This is a genomic window from Allobosea sp. MMO-172, assembly GCF_037147855.1.
Taxonomy (GTDB): Bacteria; Pseudomonadota; Alphaproteobacteria; order Rhizobiales; family Beijerinckiaceae; genus Allobosea.
Genome location: NZ_JBBCUM010000004.1, coordinates 244239 through 267962, shown reverse-complemented (window position 1 = coordinate 267962; position 23724 = coordinate 244239). Strand labels below are relative to the sequence as shown.

Here is a 23724-nt window from a genome sequence, read left to right as displayed (position 1 = left end):
GGCTTTTTCTTGGAATGGGTAGTAGGAGTCGCTAGCGCGATTAGCGCCGGGCAGCCCGCTTGCGGGCAGGAGCGGCCGGGCGCTCGCTGGCTGAACTCGACATCAGCAGCGAGCCGATGACATAGGCTGCAAGACCCAGCCCGACCACGACCGCCATCGGCTCCCGCTCCGCCCGCTTCGCGAGCATGCGTCCGCCGCGATCGGCATAGGCACGCGCCACCGCCGCATAATCGCCGGCACGGTCGGCATAATCATCCGCGACATCGCGCTGCGAGCGCAGCCAGCTGCCGCCTGATTTCAGGGTCCGGTTGCCGGCATCGGCCGCTTCGGAACCGTAATCCTGGAGCCAGCCCCGCCAGCGCCCGTAATCCGGCTGATAGCGCTCCCACCCGGACGAGGGCTGGCTGCGCAGCGCCGCCCAGGCGACGAGGCCGATCCCGGCGAGACCGAGGCCGAGCGCGGCGAGCGGGTGGCGCTCCACGCTGCGCACCACCGCCTGCCCGCCGTCGCGGACGGTCTCGAGCGGCTCCGCCTCGTCCCAGGCCTCCTTGGCGCGCTCGTAGCCGCCCTTGACGGTCTCGCTGGCCTTGTCCGCGAACTCCGCCGCCTTGCCGCGCAGGCTGCTCACGCTCGCGCCGATGGTCTCGCGCGCCTCGTCGGCGGGCTTCGGAACGTCGGGCGGGAAGCTGTTGCTGCTGATCGCCATGGCGGTCTCTCCGTTTCTGACAGGGAACATGACGAGAGAACGAGGCGGGCGCGGCCGGGTTCCAGCCCGCGACAAAACAACTGGGTCACGATTCGACATCTGTTCGGCCATGACCGCGTCATGATTGGATGCGAGCTACTAAAGAACAGGGGCATTCAACGAGAAGGAGACGCGCATGCACGTTCAGCACCTCCAGATCGCTCACCCGTTCGTTCTCTCAGATCCCGAATGGATCGCGCTGGAGAGCATCGAAGAGGAAACCCGTCACTTCATCTTCGACGAGACGATGCTGCATTCGCTGCAGGATCGCGGCCTCGTCGAGTCGGACGGGACCATCTGGCGAGTCACCCAGTCGGGCCAGAAGCGCCTGAGCAATCGCGACTGAAGCCTATGAAAGCCGGCTGTTCCGGCAAAGCGATCGACAATCAGGCCCGCCCTTTCGGCGGGCTTTTTCATGCGGCGCTGGCAAAGCGCCCGCCTCATGGCCATATACCGGCCTCCTTCCCTTTCCGATGAGCTGACATGGGCAAGCCGGTTTCCATCACCATCTCGCATGATCTCGGCCGGGACGCGGCGCTGGCACGCCTGCGCGGCGGCGTCGACAAGATCCGCGACCGACTCGGCATGGTCCGGATGCAGCTGGTCGAGGAGCGCTGGGAGGGCGACGCGCTGCATTTCGGCGTCGGCGCGCTCGGCCACACCGTCCATGGTCGCGTCGAGGTCGAGGATCGGCTGATCCGCGTCGAGGTGACGCTGCCCTGGATGCTCGCGGTCTTCGCCGAGAAGCTCAAGATCGGCGTCGAGAAGCAGGGCCAGATCCTGCTGGAGAAGCCGAAGGCGTGAACCGTATCGCCCGCCATTCCCGACGGCCGGAATTTTCGGCAGCCAAAGCCTGAAAAGTCGTACGTCCTTCGGTTGAAATCGACGGCTCGAAACCCCATGCTCCGAAAGTTCAAACAATCTTGATTTCTTGACCTTTCGGATTCGGGAGACCCATGCATCACGGCCCGCTGATCGCCATCATCGTTGCGGGCCTTGGCCTTGCTTTCGTCTTCGGGGCGCTTGCCCAGAGACTGCGGATTTCGCCTCTCGTCGGCTATCTCCTCGCCGGCGTCGCCGCCGGCCCCTTCACGCCCGGCTTCGTCGGAGACCAGAACCTCGCCAATGAACTGGCCGAGATCGGCGTCATCCTGCTGATGTTCGGCGTCGGCCTGCATTTCTCCCTGAAGGACCTGCTCTCGGTGAAGGCGATCGCCGTGCCCGGCGCCGTCGTCCAGATCGGCATCGCGACGCTGCTTGGGCTCGGGCTCGGCACCTGGCTTGGCTGGAGCTGGTTTTCGGGAGCGGTCTTCGGTCTGGCACTCTCCACCGCTTCGACGGTCGTGCTGCTGCGCTCGCTGCAGGAGCGGCGCCTCGTCCAGACCGAGCGCGGACGCATCGCGGTCGGTTGGCTCATCGTCGAGGACATCGCGATGGTGCTGGCGCTGGTGCTGCTGCCGGTGTTGGCCGAAATCATCAACGGCACGCCATCCGGTGGCAGCGCGCCGCTCGCCACCCGCTTCGACCTCGGCGTCTGGGGCGTGCTCGGCCTGACCTTCGCCAAGCTGATCGGTTTCCTCGCCTTCATGCTCGTCATCGGCCGGCGCGTCATTCCCTGGGTGCTGCACTGGGTCGCCCATACCGGCTCGCGCGAGCTGTTCCGGTTGGCGGTGCTCGCTGTCGCCCTCGGCGTCGCCTACGCGGCCGCGACCCTGTTCGGCGTCTCCTTCGCGCTCGGCGCCTTCTTCGCCGGCATGATCCTGTCGGAATCGCCGCTCTCGCAGCGCGCGGCCGAGGAAACGCTGCCGCTGCGCGACGCCTTCGCAGTGCTGTTCTTCGTCTCGGTCGGCATGCTCTTCGATCCCGGCATCCTTCTACGCGCACCGGGTCCGCTGATCGGCACGCTGGCCATCATCTTGATCGGCAAATCCGTCGCGGCCTGGTTGATCATGCGCGCCTTCGGCCGCTCGCAGACCGCCGCCCTGACCATCTCCGCCTCGCTTGCCCAGATCGGCGAGTTCTCCTTCATTCTCGCCGGCCTCGGCACCGCGCTCGGCATCCTGCCGGCACAGGGGCGCGACCTGATCCTCGCCGGCGCGATCCTCTCGATCCTGCTCAATCCGGTCGTCTTCGCCCTGGCCGAACGGTTGGCGCCGGAAGCTCCGGCCGCAAAGCCGAAGCCGGCGACCACTCCCGAGGCCAGCGAGCCCGAGGCCAAGGCTCCCGAGTCGCAAGCCGCCCCCCCGCCGGAGCGCGACATCACCACGACCAGCCTCGCCGATCATATCGTGATCGTCGGCTATGGCCGCGTCGGCAGCCTGCTCGGCGCCGGCCTGCTCTCGCAGGGCGCCAAGCTCCTGGTCATCGAGGACAATCCTGACGCGGTCGCGACGGCGAAGCGCGACGGCGCCGAGCTGCTCGTGGGCAATGCCGCCGATCCCGAGGTTCTCGCCGCCGCCGCCGTCGGCCGGGCCGTGCGTCTCTTCGTCGCCATCCCCGGCAGCTTCGAGGCGGGCCAAGTCTGCGAGCAGGCCCGCGCCGAGAACCCGGCCCTGCCGATCGTCGCGCGTGCGCACTCCGACGCCGAGGTCGCGCATCTCACCAAATGCGGGGCGACGCTGACGATCATGGGCGAGGCCGAGATCGCCCGCGCCATGCTCTCGCTCTGCCAGAACCTCCAGGGCACCGCCAGGCCCGCGCCGGCTGAACCGGAAGCCCCCTCCGAAGCGGCAAAGCCCGACACGATTGCCGCCTTGCCGGTCCCCAAGCCGCCCGCGGCCAAGCCAACGGAAGACCCGCCGGCCGATCCTCCGGCTGCGGCATAAGAAAAGGGCGGGGTGCCAGGCACCCCGCCCTTTCTCATATCCAGTCGCTGACCGCGCTCAGTCGACGAGGTCGAAGCGCACGTCCTGCACGCCTTCATAGAGCGTCTTGCGGCCGAGCGTGTAGAGGTTCTCAAGGCCCGAGGTCAGGGTGATGAAGTGGTTGCCGGAGAGCACGCCGGCTTTGCTGGCGAACTGCACGCCGCCATAGGCGAGCAGGATCTCGGTCTCGCTGACGCCGCCCGGATACAGGATGATATGGCCGGGGGCCGGATAGGCCGTGTTGTTCTCGTAGCCGACGCCGAAATCGAGATCGCCGAGCGGCATCCAGACGCCCTCGCCGCTCCAGCGCACATGCACCATCTTGCTGATGAACGGCATCTGCTTCTTGAAGGCGGCGCAGGTCTTCGGCGCGGCTTCCAGCTCGAACTTGGCGTCGAACTTGAACGGCCCGGCGGTGACGATCAGCTTGCTCATGAAATCCCCGTCTTCTTGGAAGCGTTTCGAACCCGCTGAATGACATCAGCCCCGAGGCCCGCGCAAGAGCACTCCCGGAACAAGTGAGACGCCGGAACGTGAAGGATGTGCGGCGCTAGCGGATTCGCCTGCGCCACCCTTTCACAAAAAAGCGCGCGTCATCCCGGACGGAGCGCAGCGGAGATCCGGGATCCATGCCTGAACCTCTTTCGGATGCGTTCGGGAATGGATCCCGGGTCTCCCTACGGTCGCCCGGGATGACCCGCCAGGTTCCATGGAAAATCACGCAGCCGCTCAGCCGATCGCTTCCCGCAGGTCGAGCGTGCCGGTCTTGCCGATCGCCTCGTAATTGCGCTTCAGCCAGCGCTTGCCGGCAGTCCGGCCCATGTCACGCAGCTTCAGCAGGAAGGACCATTCCGCATTCATCCGCGACGAAGAGGTCAGCTCCGCCAGCGGCGGCCCGCCGTCGATGCGATGCATCAGCACGCGCTTGTATTCCTCGCGCGGCAGCTTGCCGTCATCGATCAGCCGGTTGACGAAATCGATCGCGCGCAGCTCGCGCAGCATCGAGGCGTTGAAAGTGATCTCGTTCAGCCGGTCCTGAATCTCGCGCGCCTTGGTCGGCAGCTCGCGCCGCTGGATCGGGTTGATCTGGACGAGCAGGATGTCGTCGCAATGCGCCTGGTAGAACAGCGGAAACAGGGCGGGATTGCCCATATAGCCGCCGTCCCAATAGGCCTCGCCGTCGATCTCCACCGCCTGGAACACCATCGGCAGGCAGGCCGAGGCCATCACATGGTCCGGGGTCAGGTCCTTGCCGTCGAACACCGCGATCTTGCCGGTGCGGACATTGGTCGCGGCGATGAACAGCTTCACCGCGTCGCAGGCCCTGACCTTCTCGAAATCGATGAGATCGGCAACCACGCCGCGCAGCGGATTGATGTTCAGCGGGTTGACGTCATAGGGGCTCGCCACCTTCGCGAACATCTCGAAGAACAGCATGCCCGGCGGCGTGCCGTTATTGTTGCCCCAGGCGCCGAGCATCGTGTCGAGCAGCGAGCGTTCCGAGCCGCCATATTTGCCGTCGACGCTGATCGCCCGCCAGAAGGCCTCGAGCTTGGCGCGGGCACCGTCGATGCCACCGTCGATCCAGCCCTCGGCTAGCACGACGGCGTTCATCGCCCCCGCGCTGGTGCCGGTCAGCGCCTCGATGCCGAGGCGCCCGTCTTCGAGCACGGCGTCGAGCACGCCCCAGGTGAAGGCGCCATGCGCGCCTCCGCCCTGCAGCGCGAGCGAAACCGTCTTCTCCGCCTTGGGCCCGACCAGTCCCTTGACCGGCTCGGGCTTGCGGGAGGGGCGACCGCTCACGCGGCGGTCCAGCCGCCATCCATCGGCAGCGTCGTCCCGGTGATCGACTTCGCCGAATCCGTGCACAGGAACAGGGCCAGCGCCGCGACCTGCTCGACCGTGACGAATTCCTTGGTCGGCTGCGCCGCGAGCAGCACGTCGTTCATGACCTGCTCCTTGGTCATGTTGCGCGCCTTCATCGTGTCCGGGATCTGCTTCTCGACCAGCGGCGTCCAGACATAGCCGGGCGCGATGGCGTTGACGGTGATGCCCTTGGTCGCGACTTCGAGCGCCACCGTCTTGGTCAGGCCGGCGATGCCGTGCTTGGCCGCGACATAGGCCGACTTGAAGGGCGAGGCGACGAAGGCATGCGCGGAGGCCGTGTTGATGATGCGGCCCCAGCCCTTCTCCTTCATCTTCGGCAGCGCGGCGCGGATGGTGTGGAAGGCCGAGGACAGGTTGATGGCGATGATCTGGTCCCATTTCTCGATCGGGAACTCGTCGATCGGCGAAACGAACTGGATGCCGGCATTGTTGATCAGGATGTCGATGGCGCCGAAGGCCTTCTCGCCCTCGGCGATGAAACCGGCGATTTCGGCAGGCTTGGTCATGTCCGCGCCCGAGAACACCACCTTGATGCCGAATTCCTTTTCGAGATCGGTGCGCAGCTTCTCGGCATCGGCTGGGGGCATGATGCCGTTGATGACGAGGTTGGCGCCCTCGGCGGCAAGTGCGCGGGCATAGGCGAGGCCGATGCCGGAGGTCGAGCCGGTGATCGCAGCAGTACGGTCTTTGAGGAACATGAGCGTCAAGGCTCCTGACAATCGGGGAGAAAATGCTTAGGTTCGGGCCAGACAGGGCAATGGAACGGCAGGATATCGCCGCACGTTGCCCGATGACCCTTCGCAACGCAACATGACGAAAATGCAGTCAGACGCGCATATGCATGACGACCATGTGCACCACACACATGACGGGCACGATTGCCGCCACGCCGAGGATCACCGCCGCCATGCGGCGGAGGCGCTCGCCCGGGCCGAACGGATCTGCCGCGAGCGGGGCCTGCGCCTGACGCCGATCCGGCGGCAGGCGCTGGAAGCCCTCCATGCCGACCATCGCCCCGTCGGCGCCTATGACCTGGCCGACCGCATCTCGCCGGCCGGCGGGCGCCGGCTCGCGCCGATCTCGATCTATCGCGCGCTCGATTTCCTGGTCGAGCAGGGCTTCGTCCACCGCCTCTCCTCGAAGAACGCCTATATCGCCTGCCTGCACGGTCATGGCGCGGGCGAGGTCGTCGCCTTCCTGATCTGCGAATCCTGCGGCGGCGTCGACGAGGATTCCTCGCCTGCGATGAAGAAAGCGGTGGCGGCGATCGCGGAAAACCGGCAATTCTCTCCCTCGCACCAGATGGTCGAGATCGTCGGCCGTTGCGAGCATTGCCGGAATGCCGGTTCATGATAGAGCAGCCGCATGAATGAGCGCGCCTTTTCCTATCTGACGCCGGAACGTGCGGGCCCGCTGGGCCGCCAGCTCACCGTCCCCGTCAAGGTCGGCCATGTCACCGTCGGCGGCGGCGCGTCCATCGTCGTACAGTCGATGACCAATACCGACACCGCCGATATCGCGGCGACGGTAGCCCAGGTCGCCGCGCTCGCCCGACAGGGTTCGGAGCTCGTCCGCATCACCGTCGATCGCGACGAGGCGGCGGCGGCCGTCCCGAAGATCCGCGAGAGGCTCGATCGCATCGGCGTCGACGTGCCGCTGGTCGGCGACTTCCACTATATCGGCCACAAGCTGCTGACCGACCATCCGGCCTGCGCCGAAGCTCTGGCGAAATACCGGATCAACCCCGGCAATGTCGGCTTCAAGGACAAGAAAGACAAGCAGTTCGGCCAGATCATCGAGCTTGCGATCAAGCACAGCAAGCCGGTGCGCATCGGCGCCAACTGGGGCTCGCTCGATCAGGAGCTGCTGACGGCGCTGATGGACGAGAACGCGCGCGCCGTTCGCCCGCTCGATGCCCGCGCCATCATGCGCGAAGCGATGGTCCAGTCAGCCCTGCTCTCGGCCGAGCGTGCCGAGGAACTCGGCCTCGCCCGCGAATTCATCATCCTCTCAGCCAAGGTCTCCGGAGTGCAGGATCTGATCACGGTCTACCGCATGCTGGCGAGCCGGGCGAATTACGCCATCCATCTCGGCTTGACCGAGGCCGGCATGGGCTCGAAGGGCATCGTCGCCTCCTCGGCCGCGCTCGGCATCCTCCTGCAGGAAGGCATCGGCGACACCATCCGCTACTCGCTGACGCCCGAGCCCGGCGGCGACCGCACGCTCGAGGTCAAGACGGCGCAGGAGCTGCTCCAGACCATGGGCTTCCGCGCCTTCGTGCCGCTGGTGGCCGCCTGCCCTGGCTGCGGCCGCACCACCTCGACCGTGTTCCAGGAGCTGGCGCAGGACATCCAGAGCTGGATTTCCACGTCCATGCCCGAGTGGAAGACGCGCTATCCCGGCGTCGAGAACCTCAACGTCGCGGTGATGGGCTGCATCGTCAACGGCCCCGGCGAGTCCAAGCATGCCGATATCGGCATCTCGCTGCCCGGTACCGGCGAGGCGCCGACCGCCCCCGTCTTCGTCGATGGCAAGAAAGTCGCGACGCTGCGCGGCGCCGGCATCGCCGCCGAATTCAAGACCATGGTCGCGACCTATGTCGAGCGGCGCTACGGCGCCGGTCTCGGCGCCACCGGCTGATCGCGCCTTTGCGCGCCGCCCGCAACGTGCTAGAGGCCCCGGCCTTTCGCTGCACCGCAGCATGCGCGGAGATCCCTGATGGGGCATGAGAACCCGAATCCTGCGACCGTCCGGCCGGAGGATTCCCGCTTCGGCATCGATGCCGGCCATGGCGAGAATGGCGGCCACGGGCACGGCAAGATGGGCTACGGCGCGCTGGCTTTGGGCGCGCTCGGCGTCGTCTACGGCGATATCGGCACGAGCCCGCTCTACGCGCTGCGCGAAACGCTATTGGCCGCGACCGGGGGCGAACAGGGCGCGGTCATTCCCGCCAGCGTCGTCATTGGCGTGCTCTCGCTGATCCTCTGGTCGCTCGTCGTCGTCGTCACGCTGAAATATGTCGTGCTGCTGATGCGCGCCGACAATAACGGCGAAGGCGGCATTCTCACCCTCGTCGCGCTGGCCCAGCGCAGCCTCGGGCGCGCCCGCAGCCATGTCGCCCTGCTGCTCGGCATGATCGGCGCCGGCCTGTTCTACGGCGACACCGTCATCACCCCGGCGATCTCGGTGCTCTCGGCGATCGAAGGCATCAAGCTCGTCACCCCGGTGCTGAACGACTACATCCTCTGGATCGCCTCGGTGATCCTGATCGGCCTGTTCGTGATGCAGAGCCACGGCACGCATCGCGTCGCGACCTTCTTCGGCCCGATCATGCTGGTCTGGTTCCTGACGCTGGCAGGGCTCGGCATCTACCATATCGCCGACGATCTCAGCGTCTTCCGCTCGATCAACCCGTATTACGCCCTGCTCTTCTTCCGCGATCATGCCGGCGTGGCGCTGGCCGTGCTCGGCTCGGTCTGTCTCGCTGTGACTGGCGCCGAGGCGCTCTATGCCGATATGGGTCATTTCGGCCGCGGCCCGATCCGGGGCGCCTGGCTCTATGTCGTCTTCCCGGCACTCTGGCTCAACTATCTCGGCCAGGGCGCGCTGATCCTCTCCGACCCCAGCGCCATCGACAATCCGTTCTACCGGCTCGCACCGCAGGGTCTGCTGCTGCCCTTCGTGATCATGGCGACGGTCGCGACCATCATCGCCAGCCAGTCCGTCATCACCGGCGCCTTCTCGCTGACCCGGCAGGCGATTCAGCTCGGCCTCCTGCCGCGCATGGAGATCCGCCACACCTCGGAGCAGACCTCCGGCCAGATCTACGTCCCGCGCGTCAACCTGCTGCTCCTCGTCGTCGTGCTGATCCTGGTCTGGTCGTTCCGGACCTCGTCGAGCCTGTCGCATGCCTATGGCATCTCGGTCTTCGGCACGATGGTGGTCTCGTCGATGCTCGCCGCCATCGTCATCCGCCGCCACTGGGGCTGGAGCCCGCTGGCGACCGCAGCGCTCATCCTGCCCTTCTTCCTCGTCGACGTGTCCTTCTTCTCGGCCAACATGCTGAAGCTGTTCCACGGCGGCTATGTGCCGGTGCTGCTCGCCATGGGCCTGACGCTGGTGATGTGGACCTGGATGCGCGGCACCAAGATCCTGTTCGACAAGACCCGCAAGACCGACGTGCCGCTGCTCGAGCTCGTCACCATGCTCTCGAAGAGCCCGCCGGCCCGCGTGAAGGGCATGGCCGTGTTCCTGACCAGCGACCCGGAGACCGCGCCGGCCTCGCTGCTGCACAACCTCAAGCACAACAAGGTGCTGCACGAGCGCAACGTCATCCTGACCGTGCGCTCGGCCGACACGCCGCGCGTGCTGGAAGAGGAGCGCGTGCGCCTCGCCCGCATCACCGACGATTTCTGGCGGGTCGACATGGTCTACGGCTACATGGAGAGCCCGAACGTACCGAAGGGCCTGGCCATGCTGCGCAAGCAGGGCTTCAAGTTCGACATCATGTCGACCTCGTTCTTCCTGTCGCGCCGCTCGATCAAGGCCTCGCCGCAATCGGGCATGCCGGTCTGGCAGGACAATCTCTTCATCGGCCTGACCAAGAGCGCGACCGACGCGACGAACTTCTTCCAGATCCCGACCGGCCGCGTCGTCGAGGTCGGCACGCAGGTCACGGTCTGACGCGTCTTTTCGGCCCTCAATCCAGCCTGGCCGAAGCCGCTTCCTTCGGCACATGCTGCACCCGCTCGCGATAGAGCAGGTAGAGCCCGGACGAGATCACGATCCCGGCGCCGACGAAGGTCCAGCGGTCCGGCAACTGGTCGAAGACCAGCCAGCCGAGCAGCAGCATCCAGATGATCTGCGAATAGATGAAGGGCGCCAGCACCGTGGCCGGCGCCAGCCGGTGCGCCAGGATCAGCAGCCAGTGGCCGAAGCCGCCGAGCGCGCCGACGGCGATCATCAGCAGCCAGGGCAGCAGTGTCTGCGGCGTCTCCCAGATCCAGGGCAGGAGCGGGATGGTCGCCAGCGTCCCCGCCGCGCCCGAGTAGATCATCGTCGTTTCCGATGAATCATGGCCGGAGAGCATCCGGGTCGAGAGCGAGTAGAAGGCGTAGCACAGGCAGCCGAGCACGATCAGCAAGGCCGCCGGATGCATGCCGCCGATGCCGGGCCGCGTCACCACCAGCACGCCGATGAAGCCGACGCCGATCGCCGCGAGCCGGCGCGGCCCCGGCCATTCGCCGAGCAGCGGGCCGGAGGCCAGCGCCACCAGCAGCGGCGTCGCGAACATGATCGAGATCGTCTCGGCGAGCTGGAGATAGCGCAGCGCCACGAAGTTGAGCGCGGTCGAGCCGAGCAGCAGCAGCGAGCGGCTCCATTGCAGCCACGGGCGCTTGGTCCGCAACACGCCGGGCCGCGTCCACGGATTGATCACCGCGAGCACCAGGATCATGCTGCCGGCATAGCGCGCGAACACCACTTGCAGCGGGTTCATCGACTGGCCCAGCCATTTCGCGCTGGTATCCAGCATCGAGAACAGCAGAACGGCCGCGCACATCAGGCCGATAGCGGCCATGCGCGCCCGGCCCGTCTCGGAAGGCGCCACTGGAGGGGAGGACACAGAGTCTCGCCATGCTCTGGAGGAATGACGAGAGCAGATTGAACCGATTTAGACAGCCTGGCCACTACGTTGAAGCATGCGCTCCATGCAGAAATCAGGCGTCGCTATCGGCCTCGTCGAGATCGCCATCGGCGTCGTCATGCTCGGCGCCGGCCTTGGAGAGGCCTTTGGCCGCCTTGCGCAGGAGCTTGCGCAACTGCTTGCGCTCCTTGCCGTCGAGCTTGTCGAGGAGTTCTTCCTCGACCTCGTTCCAGACCGCATCGAGTTCGGCGGCGGTGCTCTGGCCGGCCTCGGTCAGGGCGACCTGAACGAGGCGGCCGTCGCGATTGCCGCCCTCGCGGGTCACGAGGCCCTGCAGCGAGAGCCGCCCGATCGTCTTCGACACGGTCGGTGGCTTGACGCGCAGCAGCGCAGCCAACTCGCCCATCGTCATCGGGGCCGGCTGCAGCGCCTTCAGCGCCTGCTCCTGCCCGGGAAACAGGCCCAGCCCGTTCAGCCTCTCGCCCATCCGCGAGCGGTGCAGCCGCGCGGTGACGAGCAGGGCACGGCCGACACTCTTCTCGATTGCCTTGGTCATGAGGTCGATCCTTCGGGCCGATCCTTGGACGGGTAAGCAGACGCTTCGCCGGCTGCGTACTCGCGCGCGAACATGACAACGAGATGACAATCGGATGTCAGAGCTACGAGAGCGTGAGTTTGGTCGCGACTTTTTTCAGGAAAGCGGCCCGGCTGGCCGGAGTCGAGAGATTCATCTCGTGATGAGCGAGATAGGTCGTGCGCGTCAGCGGGTGACAGACCGCCCGCAATGCCCGGCAGACCGCCTTGCGCGGCGGGTCGCCCATCAGGAAGGCGCGCCAGCGCGAGCCGCCATAGCTGGTCACTGCGACCAGCCGGCGAATATTGTGCAGAGCCGGCTGCGCCTTGCCGTCGACCATCTTGAACGAGACGCCGGGCAGGAAGACGCGATCGAGGAAGCCCTTGAGAATCGCGGGATAGCCGAAATTCCAGACCGGGAAGCACAGCACCAGCGCCTCGGCCCGCTTCACCCGCTCGACATAGTTAGCGACCGGCAGCGTGTTGCTGGCCGTGTCGTGATAACCGCGCCGCTCTTCCCGGCTCAGCACCGGGTCGAAGCCCTCGGCATAGAGATCGCAATCGTCGACCTCGTGCCCCGCCGCTTTCAGGCTGGCAACGACCGTCTCGTGGATGGCGGCGCCGAAGCTTTCCGGCACCGGATGGGCATAGAGGACGAGGACGCGCATGGCGGGTGTTTCCGAGAGCGGATTGCTTTCCGAAGGAGCCACGACGTCATCCCGGACAAGCCGCGAAGCGGCGCCGATCCGGGATCCATCGTAGAGCTCGGGCGGCCTTCGATGGATCCCGGGTCAAGCCCGGGATGACGTCGTGTTTCCCTGCAAACTCGACACGATCCTTAGCCGACCCCGGCCTCGCTGAGGCTGCGGAACAGGAAGGTCTTGCCCGAGCGGTAGTCGTAGGACGGGTCTTCCCAGGCGATCATCTTGCCGGGGTTGAGCAGGCCTTGCGGATCGGCCTCGCGCTTGAAGGCGAGCTGCGTCTCGTCGGTCTGCTTCATGCCGCCCTCCTCCAGCGTGTAGCGATGCGGGTTGAAGATCGGCGCGCCCATCTCCTCGTGGATCGCCATGATCTCCTCCAGCCGCTCCTCGCTGGTGAAGCGCACCAGCGGCAGGCCGAAGCAGGTGATCTTGCCGTCGAAGCGCACGAATTCGAGATGGCAGGTCACCTCGTCGCCGAAGCGGGCATGGATCTTGTCCACCAGCTCGACCTGGTTGGGATAGGGATAGAGCACCTGCAGATAGGTGATCGCCGGATCGACGCGCAAAGCCCTGAGCGTCGTGTGGTTCCAGCCGAGCTCATAGGCCGGCGGCAGCCCCTTGGCGTCCTCCGGCGCGAGCTTGTCGGTGCGCAGCAGCAGCTCCGCACCCTTGAAGCGGCGAGCATAGGCGCAGAGCGCATCGACGGCGAAATCGGCGGCCATGACGATGACGAGATGGCTGTCGCGCGGCAGGAACTTGCGATGGCGCAGGAAGTAGTCATGCGGGGCCGGGGCCGCGACGACGCAGAGATTCTTCAGCGCTAGCCCGTCCTGCTCGCCGACCGCATTGGCGAATTCGGTCGCAGCCCGCAGGTCATCGAAGCCGACGATGACATCGACCCAGTTATAGGCCGGGCCGAGCGGCATCTCGACCTCGGTGATGATGCCGTTGGTGCCATAGGCATGGGCGACCTTGTGCAGGTCCTCGCCGGAGAATTCGAGGATGCGCGGGCTTTTTTCCATCGTCGCGACCTTGAGCCGGATGATGTTGCCCCAGTCACGCAAGCCGCCCCATTTGATCGAGCCGACGCCGCCCGAGCCGCCGGCGATGAAGCCGCCGATCGAGGCCGTCTGGTAGGTCGAGGGGTGCAGACGCAGCTCCTGCCGCGAATGCGCCCGCGTCTCGTCGTCGATCCGGGCCATGATCGCGCCGGGCTCGGCGACATAGCGGCCGGCAGCGATCTCCTTGACCTTGTTGAAGCCGGAAAGGTCGAGCAGCACGCCGCCGGAGAGCGGCATGGCCTGCCCGTAATTGCCGGTGCCGGTGCCGCGCGGCGTCACGGGGATGCCGAGTTCGTGGCAGGCGGCGAGCACCTGCACGACCTCCGCCTCGCTCGTCGGCGAGACCACGATATCGCCGACGACATGGTCGAGCTGGCGCTTGAGGATCGGCGAATACCAGAAGAAGTCGCGGCTCTTCTGCTTCACCAGCGCCGGGTTCTCCTCGGTGCGGATGCCACCGAGGCGCGTCTTCAGCGTGGCGATGTCGTAGCGTGCGGTCATGATGCTCTGCCCATCAGATGGTCGAGTTCGCGGTAGTCCGGCAAGGTTCGGTCGACCGCACGGCCGGCAACCAGCACGGTGCGGTCGGCCTGCGGCCGGGAGAAGAGTTCGGTCCAGTCGCGCGCCCGCGTCAGGATGAGATCGGCCGGCGCGCCGACAGCGATGACGCCGGCTGCGATGCCCATCGTCTGCGCCGGCGTGCGCGCCACGGCATCGGCCCAGTCCGGCCCGGAATGGTCGAGCTGGAGGATGCGCGTGCCCTCGCGCAGCACCTCGACGAGATCGAGATCGCCATAGGCGTAGAACGGATCGCGCGTATTGTCGGAGGCGATCATCACCGGCACGCCGGCCGCCTTCAATTCATGCAGCGCCGTGACGCCACGCCAGCGCGGCGTACGGCCGGGCTGGCGATCCTGAAGGTACATATTGCACAGCGGCAGCGAGACCACGGCGATGCCGGCCTCGCGGACCTTGGCGATGATGCGCGCCTCGTCCTCCGGCGCCTGAAGCGCCAGGGAGCAGCAATGCCCGCAGAGGATTCTGCCCTCGAAGCGATGGCGCAGAGCCGCATCGGCGATGTGCTCCAGCGAGCGCGCCGCCGGGTCATTGGTCTCGTCGACATGGAAATCGAGATCGAAGCCGTTCTCGATCGCCGCCTGGAACAGGATGTCGAGCGCCCGGTCGAGCTCGGGGATCATATAGGTCACGCAGCCGAGCAGCCCGTCGCCATGCGCCTTCACGGCCGCGACGATCGCCTGCATATGGGCAGGGTCGAGCGCGGCATCGGCCCCGAACAGCGGCGAGGCCTGCAGCGCGATGCGCCCGGCCCATTCCGCCCGCAATTCCGCATAAACCGGCCAGGAGATGCTGATCTGCTTGCCCAGCGAGTCGAGATGCGTCCGCATCGCCGCCGTGCCGTGGGCGAAGGCACCGCGCAGCGAGAAATCCATCCGCGCCCGCACATCCACAGCCGACCAGTTCGCCTCGCGGTCCGCACCGACGGTGGCGAGCGCGCCGGGAAAGGTCCCGTCCGGATTGGGGCTGCGCGGCCAGATATGGCCCTTGTCGAGATGGACATGGGCATCGACGAGCCGCGGCAGCGCGATGCCGCCATCGAGGCTCACGACCGCCCCCACCCCGGCGGCTGCCGCCCCGGCAGGCTCGATCACGGCCACGCGGCCATCTGCGACCGCGATATCGACACGCGCCAACCCATTGCGGTCAGCGGGGAGAGCGACGCCCTCGATCAGGCAGGCGGGCACGCGCAGATCGGTCAGGCGAAAGGCAGGCGCATCGGGCAGGCGGGCGAAACCGGTCGTCACGTTGTCTCGCCTCTCCTGCCGCTCAAGCTCCGGTTCGGAGATACCGGGCCGATGGAACAGCCGCAAGCCGCGCCGGCCCCTCCTCCCCTGCTGATGGCGTCGCAGCCGGAAAAGCCTTGTATTCGGGCTTGTTCAGGCGAGCCGGATCGCGCATGAGGGCGGCGTCATCAGCCAACACGAGGTCGGACCATGACCGGCGACGCCCGCATAATCGACGGCAAGGCCACCGCGGCCGCGCTCAGGGCCGAGATCGGCCGCGAGGTCGCGGCGATCAAGGCCGCGCGGGGCATCGTGCCCGGCCTCCATGTCGTCCTCGTCGGCGAGGACCCGGCGAGCAAGGTCTATGTCGCCTCGAAGGAGAAGCTGGCCGTCGAGGTCGGCATGAACTCCGTCGCCCACCGGCTGCCGGCGGAGACCACCGAGGCGCAGCTCCTCGCCAAGCTCGCCGAACTCAATGCCGATGACAGCGTCGATGGCATCCTCGTCCAGCTGCCACTGCCGAAGCATATCGATACCGGCCGCATCATCGACGCCATCGACCCGGCCAAGGATGTCGACGGCCTGCACCCGATCAATGCCGGCCTCCTCGCCGGCGGCAAGAACGGCCTCGTGCCCTGCACGCCGCTCGGCTCCATGCTCCTCCTGAAGCAGGCGCTGCCCTCGCTGTCCGGCCTCGACGCCGTGGTGATCGGCCGCTCCGAGCTGGTCGGCCGCCCGGTCGCCCAGCTCCTGCTCCAGGCCGACTGCACCGTCACAATCGCCCATTCGCGCACGCGCGACCTCGCCGTCGTGGTGAAGCGCGCCGATATCGTCATCGCCGCCGTTGGCCGCCCGCGCATGGTCAAGGGCGACTGGATCAAGCCCGGTGCGACCGTGATCGATGTCGGCATCAACCGCCTGCCCGACGGCAAGCTGACCGGCGACGTCGATTTCGCGGAAGCCGTGAAGGTCGCAGGCGCGGTCACCCCGGTTCCCGGCGGCGTCGGCCCCATGACCATCGCCTGCCTGCTCAAGAACACGCTGACGGCCTTCCACGCGCGGCGGGGATGAGTTCAGCGGCGCGCTTGCGCGAGAAGATGTTCTATCGCCGCACGCAAGGGCGGCAGATCGTCGGTCACGACGGCCCAGACGATATCTGGATCGACGCGCCAATACTCGTGGCGAATGAGGTTGCCGATCGCCCGGATATCGACCCAGGCGATCTCCGGGCGAAGCGCGAGCAGATCGTCCGGCAGATGGCGAACGGCTTCGGAAATGATCTCCAGCAACCGCTCGATGCCACGCTGTGCAAAAGCGGCCTTGGCGAAACTTGTGCGATGATGACCTGAGGCCGCATCCTCGATCATCCCGATGGCATCGAGAATGTCTTCGAGAACGACATCGACACGCCTCGCCATCAGAAGATCCGAACGGCCTCGCTTTCGATCTGATCCCGCAGCTTCGGATGCAGGCTCGATCGCGTCGTCAGATCGATCGCAACACCGAGCTCTTCCATCAGGTAGCGCTGCATCCCCGCGAGATCGAGCAGCGAGAACTTCCGGTCGGGATCGACATCGATGAAGATATCGATGTCACTGTTCTCCCCCGCCTCGTCGCGAGCGGTCGATCCGTAGACGAAGGCTGCCTGCGCGCCACGATCGCGCAAGACCTTGGCACGGCAGATCAACTCGGCAGTGGCTTCGTCGCGGGTCATGAGACCGATCCTATATCAGATCGACCATGAACCAAAGCAAGGTTACCCGAGGCCTCAACCGACTTGGTCGGGCTTGCCCGACCATCTTGGAAACCAACGTTCTCCCGTCATTCTCGGGTCGAAGCTGCGCTTCGCCCGAGAATGACGGGAACCGCCGATCACATATGGATCTGGCGCTTCTCGACCGCCATCGCGGCTTCCTTCACCGCCTCGGCCAGCGTCGGATGGGCGTGGCAGGTGCGGGCGAGGTCTTCCGAGGAGCCGCCGAACTCCATCAGCACCGTCACCTCGGCGATCAGGTCGCCGGCATGCGGGCCGATGATGTGGCAGCCGAGCACGCGGTCGGTGGCCGCATCGGCCAGCACCTTCACGAAGCCGTCGGTATGGCGCATGGCGCGGGCGCGGCCGTTCGCCGTGAACGGGAACTTGCCGACCTTGTAGGCGACGCCGGCCGCCTTGAGCTCTTCCTCGGTCTTGCCGATCGCGGCGACTTCCGGCGCGGTGTAGACGATGCCGGGAATGGCGTCGTAATTCACATGGCCGTGCTTGCCGGCGATGATCTCGGCGACGGCGACGCCCTCGTCCTCGGCCTTGTGCGCCAGCATCGGCCCGCGCACCACGTCGCCGATGGCGTAGATGCCGGCGACATTGGTCTTGAAATGATCGTCGATGACGACGCGGCCGCGCTCGGTCGCGACGCCGGCCTTGTCGAGGCCGAGGCCATCCGTTTTCGGACGGCGGCCGATCGCGACCAGCACGATGTCCGCGTTGAGCGTCTTGGCCTCGCCGCCGGCCGCCGGCTCGACGCTGACGGTCGCGCCCTTCTTGCCGGTCTCGACCTTGGTGACCTTGGAGCCGAGCTGGAAGGTGAAGCCCTGCTTCTCCAGGATGCGCTGGAACTGCTTGGCGACCTCGCCGTCCATGCCGGGCAGGATGCGGTCGAGGAACTCGACGACGGTGACCTTGGCGCCGAGGCGGCTCCAGACCGAGCCGATCTCGAGGCCGATCACGCCGGCGCCAACCACGACGAGCTCCTTCGGCACGGAGCCGATCTCAAGCGCGCCGGTCGAGGTCACCACCGTCTTCTCGTCGATGGTCACGCCCGGCAACGGCGCCGATTCCGAGCCCGTCGCGATGACGATGTTCTTGGTCTCGATCTCCTGCGCCTTGCCGTCCTCGGCGGTCACGACGACCTTGCCCGCGGCGGGGATCGAGGCCGTGCCGTGGAAGGCGTCGATCTTGTTCTTCTTCAGCAGGAAGCCGACGCCGGTGACGTTCGCGTCGATCGTCTCCTGCTTGTGGGCCATCATCGCCTTGAGGTCGAGCTTCGGCTTGCCGACGACGATGCCGAGCTTCTCGAAGGTGTGGCCGGCTTCCTCGAACATCTCGGACGCATGCAGCAGCGCCTTGGAGGGAATGCAGCCGACATTGAGGCAGGTGCCGCCATGGGTCTTGCGCTTCTCGACCACCGCGACCTTGAGGCCGAGCTGGGCGGCGCGGATGGCGCAGACATAGCCGCCGGGGCCGGTTCCGATGACGACGAGATCGTAGGCCGCAGCCATGGTGACTTCCTTTCCTGTGTTCGAATGCGGCGGCGCTTCAGCGCCCGCCGGTCACGTTCAAGACGGTTCCGTTGGTGTAGGAGGCTTCATCCGAGAGCAGCCAGGCGATCGCCTGCGCCACCTCGCGCGCGGTGCCCTCGCGCTTCATCGGAAGCTGGTCGCGCAAGGCGGCGACGCGATCGGGCATACCGCCGCTGGCATGGATCTCCGTATCGATGATGCCCGGCCTGACGGCATTGACCCGGATGCCCTCGGCCGCGACCTCGCGGGCGAGGCCGAGCGTGAAGATGTCGATGCCGGCCTTGGCCGCGGCATAGTCGAGATATTGTCCGGCGCCGGCCAGCACCGCCGCGGCGGAGGACAGATTGACGATGCCGCCGCCCTGCCCGCCATGGCGGGTCGACATCCGCTTCACCGCCTCGCGGGCGCAGAGGAAGCTGCCGGTCAGATTGATCCGGAACATCCGGTCCAGCCTGGCAAGACTCATCTCGTCGAGGCGCTGCGGAGCGTCGATGACGCCGGCATTGTTGACCAGCGCCGTCAGGCGCCCGAGCTTGTCGGCCGCCGCGAAGATCGCGGCGACATCGGCTTCGTCGCCGACATCGCCTTTGACCGCCACGGCCTGCCGGCCTTGGCCGTGCACGGCGGCGACCGCATCAGTCGCGGCTTCCGCATTGGACTGGTAGTTGACGACGAGATCGTAGCCGCGCTCCGCGAGCAGAATCGCGGTCGCCCGGCCGATTCCCCGGCTGCCGCCGGTGACGATCGCAACGCCCGACACGTCCCGTCCCGCGCGATCAGAGATCGAGCACGAGGCGCGCCGGATCCTCCAGGCCTTCCTTGATGCGGACCAGGAAGGTCACGGCTTCCTTGCCGTCGATGATGCGGTGGTCATAGCTGACCGCGAGATACATCATCGGGCGGATCTCGATCTTGCCGTTCACGACGACCGGACGCTCCTGGATCTTGTGCATGCCCAGGATCGCCGATTGCGGCGCGTTCAGGATCGGGGTCGACATCAGCGAGCCGTAGACGCCGCCATTCGAGATGGTGAAGGTACCGCCCTGCATCTCCTCGATCGAGAGCTTGCCGTCGCGGGCCTTGCGGCCGAACTCGCCGATCTTCTTCTCGACGCCGGCAATGGAGAGCTCGTCGGCATCGCGCACGACCGGAACCACCAGGCCCTTCTCGGTGCCGACGGCGACGCCGATATGGTAGTAGTTCTTGTAGATGATGTCGGTGCCGTCGATCTCGGCATTGACCGCCGGGATCTCCTTCAGCGCCTGCACGCAGGCCTTCACGAAGAAGCCCATGAAGCCGAGCTTCACGCCGTGCTTCTTCTCGAACACGTCCTTGTACTGGTTGCGCAGCGCCATCACGCCGGACATGTCGACCTCGTTGAAGGTCGTCAGCATCGCCGCGTTGGACTGGGCTTCCTTCAGGCGGCGCGCGATGGTCTGGCGCAGCTTGGTCATCTTGACGCGCTCTTCGCGGGCGCCGTCATCCGGCGCCGACGGCGCGCGGATGGCGACCGGCGCAGCGGCCGGAGCGGCAGCACCGCCGGTCGCGATCGCGGCGAGCATGTCGCCCTTGGTCACGCGGCCATCCTTGCCGGACGCAGCGACCTTGGACGGGTCGACGCCGCTCTCGGCGGCGAGGCGCGACACGGCCGGGCCGGAATCGGCGGCCTTGGTCGCGGCAGCCTTCGGGGCCTCGGCGGCAGGAGCCGGAGCAGCGGCGGGCTTGGCCTCGGCCTTCGGAGCAGGCGCAGCGGCAGCAGCGGCGCCGCCTTCGGCGATCGTGCCGAGCAGCGCGCTGACGCCGACCGTGTCGCCTTCCTTGGCGACGATCTCGCCGAGCACGCCGGCGGCCGGCGCGTTGACTTCCAGCGTCACCTTGTCGGTCTCGAGCTCGACCAAAGGCTCGTCGGCCTTCACCGCCTCGCCCAGCTTCTTGAACCACTTGCCGATGGTGGCCTCGGAAACGGATTCGCCGAGGGTGGGTACGCGGATTTCGGTCGCCATGTCAGGCCTCTTCTTATTCGGATCTCGTGGATGTCATCCCGGGCGGAGCGAAGCGCAGACCCGGGATCCATTCCGGAACGGTTCAGGCATGGATCCCGGATCGGCGCCGCTCACGCGGCTTGTCCGGGATGACACCAAGTTTAAGCGGCAAAGGCCTCGTCGAGGAAGGCGTTGAGCTGGGCGAGATGCTTGGACATCAGGCCGGTCGCGGTCGCGGCCGAGGCCGGGCGGCCGACATAGCGCGGACGCTTCGACTTCGAGCCGGCATGGCCCAGCACCCATTCCAGATAGGGCTCGACGAAGGTCCAGGAGCCCATGTTCTTCGGCTCCTCCTGGCACCAGACCACGTCGGCGCCCTTGAAGCGCGCCAGCTCCTGCGCCAGCGTTTTCAGCGGGAACGGATAGAGCTGCTCGACGCGCATCAGGTAGACATCGTCGATGCCACGCTTCTCGCGCTCCTCCAGCAGGTCGAAATAGACCTTGCCCGAGCAGAGCACGACGCGGCGGATCTTCGAGTCCTTGACCAGCTTGGTGGTCGACTTGCCGCGCTCGGCATCGTCAGCCAGCACGCGGTGGAAGGTCGAGCCCTCGGCGAGGTCGCTGAGGTCGGAGATGCAACGCTTGTGGCGCAGCAGCGACTTCGGCGTCATCAGGATCAGCGGCTTGCGGAAGTCGCGCTTCAGCTGGCGGCGCAGGATGTGGAAATAGCTCGCCGGCGTCGAGCAGTTCGCCACCTGCATGTTGTCTTCCGCGCACATCTGCAGGAAGCGCTCCAGGCGGGCGGAGGAGTGCTCCGGACCCTGGCCTTCATAGCCATGCGGCAGCAGGCAGACGAGGCCGGACATGCGCAGCCACTTGCGCTCGCCCGACGAGATGAACTGGTCGAACACGACCTGCGCGCCGTTGGCGAAGTCGCCGAACTGCGCCTCCCACATCGTCAGCGCGTTCGGCTCCGACAGGGTGTAGCCGTATTCGAAGCCGAGCACGGCCTCTTCCGAGAGCATCGAGTTGATGACCTCGTAGCGGGACTGGTCCTCGCGGATATGGTTCAGCGAGGTGTGGCGGGCCTCGGTCTCCTGGTCGATCAGCACCGAATGGCGCTGCGAGAAGGTGCCGCGCTCGCAATCCTGGCCGGAGAGGCGCACCGGATTGCCGTCGAGCAGCAGCGAGCCGAAAGCCAGCGCCTCGGCGGTCGCCCAATCGATGCCCTCGCCGCTCTCGACCGCCTTCTTGCGGTTGTCGAGGAAGCGCTGGATCGTCTTGTGGACGTTGAAGCCGGCCGGAACGGCCGTGATCTTCTCGGTGATCTCCTTGAGCGTCTCCACCGGCACGCCGGTGGCGCCGCGGCGCGGATCGTCCTCGTCGGCGCGGATCGCCTTCATGCCGGCCCAGCGGCCGTCGAGCCAGTCGGCCTTGTTCGGCTTGAAGGCCTGGCCGGCGTCGAACTCGACCTCCAGCTTGCCCTTCCAGGCGGCGCGCATCGCGTCGAGCTCGCCGGCCTCGATCACGCCCTCGGCGGCGAGCTTCTCGCCATAGAGCTCCAGCGTCGACTTGTGGCCGCGGATCTTGCGGTACATCAGGGGCTGGGTGAAGCCCGGCTCGTCGCCTTCGTTATGGCCGAAGCGGCGATAGCAGAACATGTCGATCACGACAGGCTTGTGGAACTTCTGCCGGAATTCGATCGCGACCTTGGCGGCGAAAACGACCGCTTCCGGATCGTCGCCGTTCACATGGAAGACCGGAGCCTCGACCATCTTCGCCACGTCGGACGGATAGGGCGAGGAGCGCGAATAGCGCGGATAGGTGGTGAAGCCGATCTGGTTGTTGATGATGAAATGCAGCGAGCCGCCGGTGCGGTGGCCCTTCAGGCCCGACAGGCCGAGGCATTCCGCCACGACGCCCTGGCCGGCGAAGGCCGCGTCGCCATGGATCAGCAGCGGCAACACCTTGGAACGCTCGACGATGTCGCCGAACTGGTCCTGCTTGGCGCGCACCTTGCCGAGCACGACGGGGTCGACGATCTCCAGATGCGACGGATTGGCGGTCAGCGAGATATGGACGTTGTTGCCGTCGAACTCGCGGTCGCTGGACGCCCCGAGATGGTACTTCACGTCGCCCGAGCCCTCGACATCGTCGGGAGCGAAGGAGCCGCCCTTGAACTCGTGGAACAGCGCGCGGTGCGGCTTGCCGAGGACCTGGGTCAGCACGTTGAGGCGGCCGCGATGGGCCATGCCGAAGACGATGTCGCGCACGCCGAGCGCGCCGCCGCGCTTGATGATCTGCTCCAGAGCCGGAACCAGCGCCTCGCCGCCATCCAGGCCGAAGCGCTTGGTGCCGGTGAACTTGAGGTCGAGGAACTTCTCGAAGCCCTCGGTCTCGACGAGCTTGTTCAGGATCGCCTTCTTGCCTTCCTTGGTGAAGGCGATCTCCTTGTCCGGCCCCTCGATGCGCTCCTGCAGCCAGGCCTTCTGCTCGGGGTCGGAGATATGCATGAACTCGATGCCGACCGTGCCGCAATAGGTCCGCTGCAGGACCGCGACCATCTCGCGGACGCTGGCGAACTCCATGCCGAGCACGTTGTCGATGAAGATCTTGCGGTCGAGATCGGCGTCGGTGAAGCCGAAGGCGGCCGGCGACAGCTCTTCATGGTCGTTGCGGCTCTCGATGCCCAGCGGGTCGAGCTTGGCATGGAGATGGCCGCGCATCCGGTAGGCGCGGATCAGCATGATCGCGCGCACGGAATCGCGGGTCGCCTGCTGCACGTCGGCCGCGGAAAGCGCGGTGCCGGCGGCCTTGGCCTTGGCGCCAAGCTTGTCGGAGATCACCTTCTCGACGACGGCCCAGTTGCCGTCCAGCGCCGAGACCAGCTCGCCATTGGCGACGACCGGCCAGTTCGGCTTCTTCCAGGACGCGCCCTTGGCGTTCTGCAGGACGGCTTCCTTGTCGTCCTTCAGCGCGCCGAAGAAGCTCTGCCACTGCTCGTCGACCGACTTGGGGTCGGCCTCGTAGCGGGCATAGAGATCCTCGATATAGGCAGCGTTGCCGCCATAGAGGAAACCGGTTTGCGCGAGAGCCTCGTTGATGTCCTGGCGAGCCATGATGCTCCTGCCTTCCTTCGCCGCTTAAGCCATGTCCGAACCCTTGCCC

Annotated in this window: 22 protein-coding genes; 7 read left to right on the top strand and 15 right to left on the bottom strand. The window is 66.6% G+C overall.

The window, feature by feature from the left end:
- Nucleotides 1-40 precede the first annotated feature (40 nt).
- The gene (locus tag WFK61_RS08460) at nucleotides 41-706 is read right to left on the bottom strand and encodes a hypothetical protein (RefSeq protein ID WP_336811087.1); all 666 of its coding nucleotides are present in this window, start codon (nucleotides 704-706) and stop codon (nucleotides 41-43) included.
- A 175-nt stretch (nucleotides 707-881) separates the two neighbouring features.
- Between WFK61_RS08460 and WFK61_RS08455 the strand changes: the two genes are divergently transcribed.
- The 3 genes from WFK61_RS08455 (at nucleotide 882) to ybaL (ending at nucleotide 3570) form a co-directional block, all read left to right on the top strand.
- Entirely contained in the window at nucleotides 882-1091 is a 210-nt protein-coding gene (locus tag WFK61_RS08455; RefSeq protein WP_336811086.1) for a hypothetical protein, read from the top strand.
- Between the two features lie 137 nt (nucleotides 1092-1228).
- Entirely contained in the window at nucleotides 1229-1549 is a 321-nt protein-coding gene (locus WFK61_RS08450) for a polyhydroxyalkanoic acid system family protein (RefSeq protein ID WP_336811085.1), read from the top strand.
- Between the two features lie 152 nt (nucleotides 1550-1701).
- On the top strand, nucleotides 1702-3570 hold the full coding sequence (gene ybaL, locus WFK61_RS08445) for a YbaL family putative K(+) efflux transporter (RefSeq protein ID WP_336811084.1): 1869 nt from the start codon (nucleotides 1702-1704) through the stop codon (nucleotides 3568-3570).
- A 57-nt stretch (nucleotides 3571-3627) separates the two neighbouring features.
- Here the strand turns inward: ybaL and WFK61_RS08440 are convergent, their stop codons facing one another.
- From WFK61_RS08440 to WFK61_RS08430, 3 genes are all read right to left on the bottom strand, one after another.
- Nucleotides 3628-4044 (bottom strand): DUF3830 family protein, encoded by a 417-nt coding sequence (locus WFK61_RS08440; RefSeq protein ID WP_047578809.1) that lies wholly within the window; start codon nucleotides 4042-4044, stop codon nucleotides 3628-3630.
- Nucleotides 4045-4338: 294 nt separating this feature from the next.
- A complete protein-coding gene (locus WFK61_RS08435; protein ID WP_336811083.1) occupies nucleotides 4339-5412 on the bottom strand; it encodes a patatin-like phospholipase family protein in 1074 nt (357 codons plus the stop codon).
- The gene (locus WFK61_RS08430) at nucleotides 5409-6194 is read right to left on the bottom strand and encodes a 3-hydroxybutyrate dehydrogenase (protein WP_336811082.1); all 786 of its coding nucleotides are present in this window, start codon (nucleotides 6192-6194) and stop codon (nucleotides 5409-5411) included. Before WFK61_RS08430 ends, WFK61_RS08435 begins: the two co-directional genes overlap by 4 nt.
- A 112-nt stretch (nucleotides 6195-6306) precedes the next feature.
- Here WFK61_RS08430 and WFK61_RS08425 point away from each other — a divergent pair, with 112 nt between their 5' ends.
- From WFK61_RS08425 to WFK61_RS08415, 3 genes are all read left to right on the top strand, one after another.
- Complete coding sequence (locus WFK61_RS08425) at nucleotides 6307-6849, top strand: Fur family transcriptional regulator (RefSeq protein ID WP_336811081.1); 543 nt, start codon at nucleotides 6307-6309, stop codon at nucleotides 6847-6849.
- Between the two features lie 12 nt (nucleotides 6850-6861).
- Nucleotides 6862-8136 (top strand): flavodoxin-dependent (E)-4-hydroxy-3-methylbut-2-enyl-diphosphate synthase, encoded by a 1275-nt coding sequence (gene ispG / locus WFK61_RS08420; protein WP_336811080.1) that lies wholly within the window; start codon nucleotides 6862-6864, stop codon nucleotides 8134-8136.
- Nucleotides 8137-8214: 78 nt separating this feature from the next.
- Complete coding sequence (locus tag WFK61_RS08415; protein ID WP_442896277.1) at nucleotides 8215-10179, top strand: potassium transporter Kup; 1965 nt, start codon at nucleotides 8215-8217, stop codon at nucleotides 10177-10179.
- 16 nt (nucleotides 10180-10195) lie between these two features.
- On the opposite strand, the gene WFK61_RS08410 is transcribed toward WFK61_RS08415, so the two are convergent.
- The 5 genes from WFK61_RS08410 to WFK61_RS08390 all read right to left on the bottom strand — a co-directional run bounded on the left by WFK61_RS08410 (nucleotide 10196) and on the right by WFK61_RS08390 (nucleotide 15298).
- Nucleotides 10196-11119: a DMT family transporter gene (locus tag WFK61_RS08410; protein WP_336811079.1), complete on the bottom strand. Its 924-nt coding sequence runs from the start codon at nucleotides 11117-11119 to the stop codon at nucleotides 10196-10198.
- A 94-nt stretch (nucleotides 11120-11213) separates the two neighbouring features.
- On the bottom strand, nucleotides 11214-11696 hold the full coding sequence (locus tag WFK61_RS08405) for a MarR family winged helix-turn-helix transcriptional regulator (RefSeq protein WP_336811078.1): 483 nt from the start codon (nucleotides 11694-11696) through the stop codon (nucleotides 11214-11216).
- Between the two features lie 103 nt (nucleotides 11697-11799).
- Complete coding sequence (locus WFK61_RS08400; RefSeq protein WP_336811077.1) at nucleotides 11800-12381, bottom strand: NAD(P)H-dependent oxidoreductase; 582 nt, start codon at nucleotides 12379-12381, stop codon at nucleotides 11800-11802.
- Between the two features lie 170 nt (nucleotides 12382-12551).
- Nucleotides 12552-13976, bottom strand: coding sequence for an FAD-binding oxidoreductase (locus WFK61_RS08395; RefSeq protein ID WP_336811076.1), 1425 nt, complete (start codon nucleotides 13974-13976; stop codon nucleotides 12552-12554).
- Nucleotides 13973-15298: a cytosine deaminase gene (locus tag WFK61_RS08390; protein ID WP_336811075.1), complete on the bottom strand. Its 1326-nt coding sequence runs from the start codon at nucleotides 15296-15298 to the stop codon at nucleotides 13973-13975. The genes WFK61_RS08395 and WFK61_RS08390 overlap by 4 nt, the downstream gene beginning before the upstream one ends.
- A gap of 189 nt (nucleotides 15299-15487) precedes the next feature.
- Here WFK61_RS08390 and folD point away from each other — a divergent pair, with 189 nt between their 5' ends.
- Complete coding sequence (folD, locus tag WFK61_RS08385) at nucleotides 15488-16348, top strand: bifunctional methylenetetrahydrofolate dehydrogenase/methenyltetrahydrofolate cyclohydrolase FolD (protein WP_336811074.1); 861 nt, start codon at nucleotides 15488-15490, stop codon at nucleotides 16346-16348.
- A gap of 2 nt (nucleotides 16349-16350) precedes the next feature.
- Here the strand turns inward: folD and WFK61_RS08380 are convergent, their stop codons facing one another.
- The 6 genes from WFK61_RS08380 to WFK61_RS08355 all read right to left on the bottom strand — a co-directional run bounded on the left by WFK61_RS08380 (nucleotide 16351) and on the right by WFK61_RS08355 (nucleotide 23675).
- The gene (locus WFK61_RS08380) at nucleotides 16351-16695 is read right to left on the bottom strand and encodes a HepT-like ribonuclease domain-containing protein (RefSeq protein WP_336811073.1); all 345 of its coding nucleotides are present in this window, start codon (nucleotides 16693-16695) and stop codon (nucleotides 16351-16353) included.
- Nucleotides 16695-16991, bottom strand: a complete 297-nt coding sequence (locus WFK61_RS08375) for a nucleotidyltransferase family protein (protein ID WP_336811072.1) — start codon at nucleotides 16989-16991, stop codon at nucleotides 16695-16697. The genes WFK61_RS08380 and WFK61_RS08375 overlap by 1 nt, the downstream gene beginning before the upstream one ends.
- A gap of 158 nt (nucleotides 16992-17149) precedes the next feature.
- Complete coding sequence (gene lpdA / locus WFK61_RS08370) at nucleotides 17150-18553, bottom strand: dihydrolipoyl dehydrogenase (protein ID WP_336811071.1); 1404 nt, start codon at nucleotides 18551-18553, stop codon at nucleotides 17150-17152.
- Nucleotides 18554-18590: 37 nt separating this feature from the next.
- A complete protein-coding gene (locus WFK61_RS08365) occupies nucleotides 18591-19334 on the bottom strand; it encodes an SDR family oxidoreductase (RefSeq protein WP_336811070.1) in 744 nt (247 codons plus the stop codon).
- A 16-nt stretch (nucleotides 19335-19350) separates the two neighbouring features.
- A complete protein-coding gene (odhB, locus tag WFK61_RS08360; RefSeq protein WP_336811069.1) occupies nucleotides 19351-20577 on the bottom strand; it encodes a 2-oxoglutarate dehydrogenase complex dihydrolipoyllysine-residue succinyltransferase in 1227 nt (408 codons plus the stop codon).
- Between the two features lie 140 nt (nucleotides 20578-20717).
- A complete protein-coding gene (locus WFK61_RS08355; protein WP_336811068.1) occupies nucleotides 20718-23675 on the bottom strand; it encodes a 2-oxoglutarate dehydrogenase E1 component in 2958 nt (985 codons plus the stop codon).
- Nucleotides 23676-23724 lie beyond the last annotated feature (49 nt).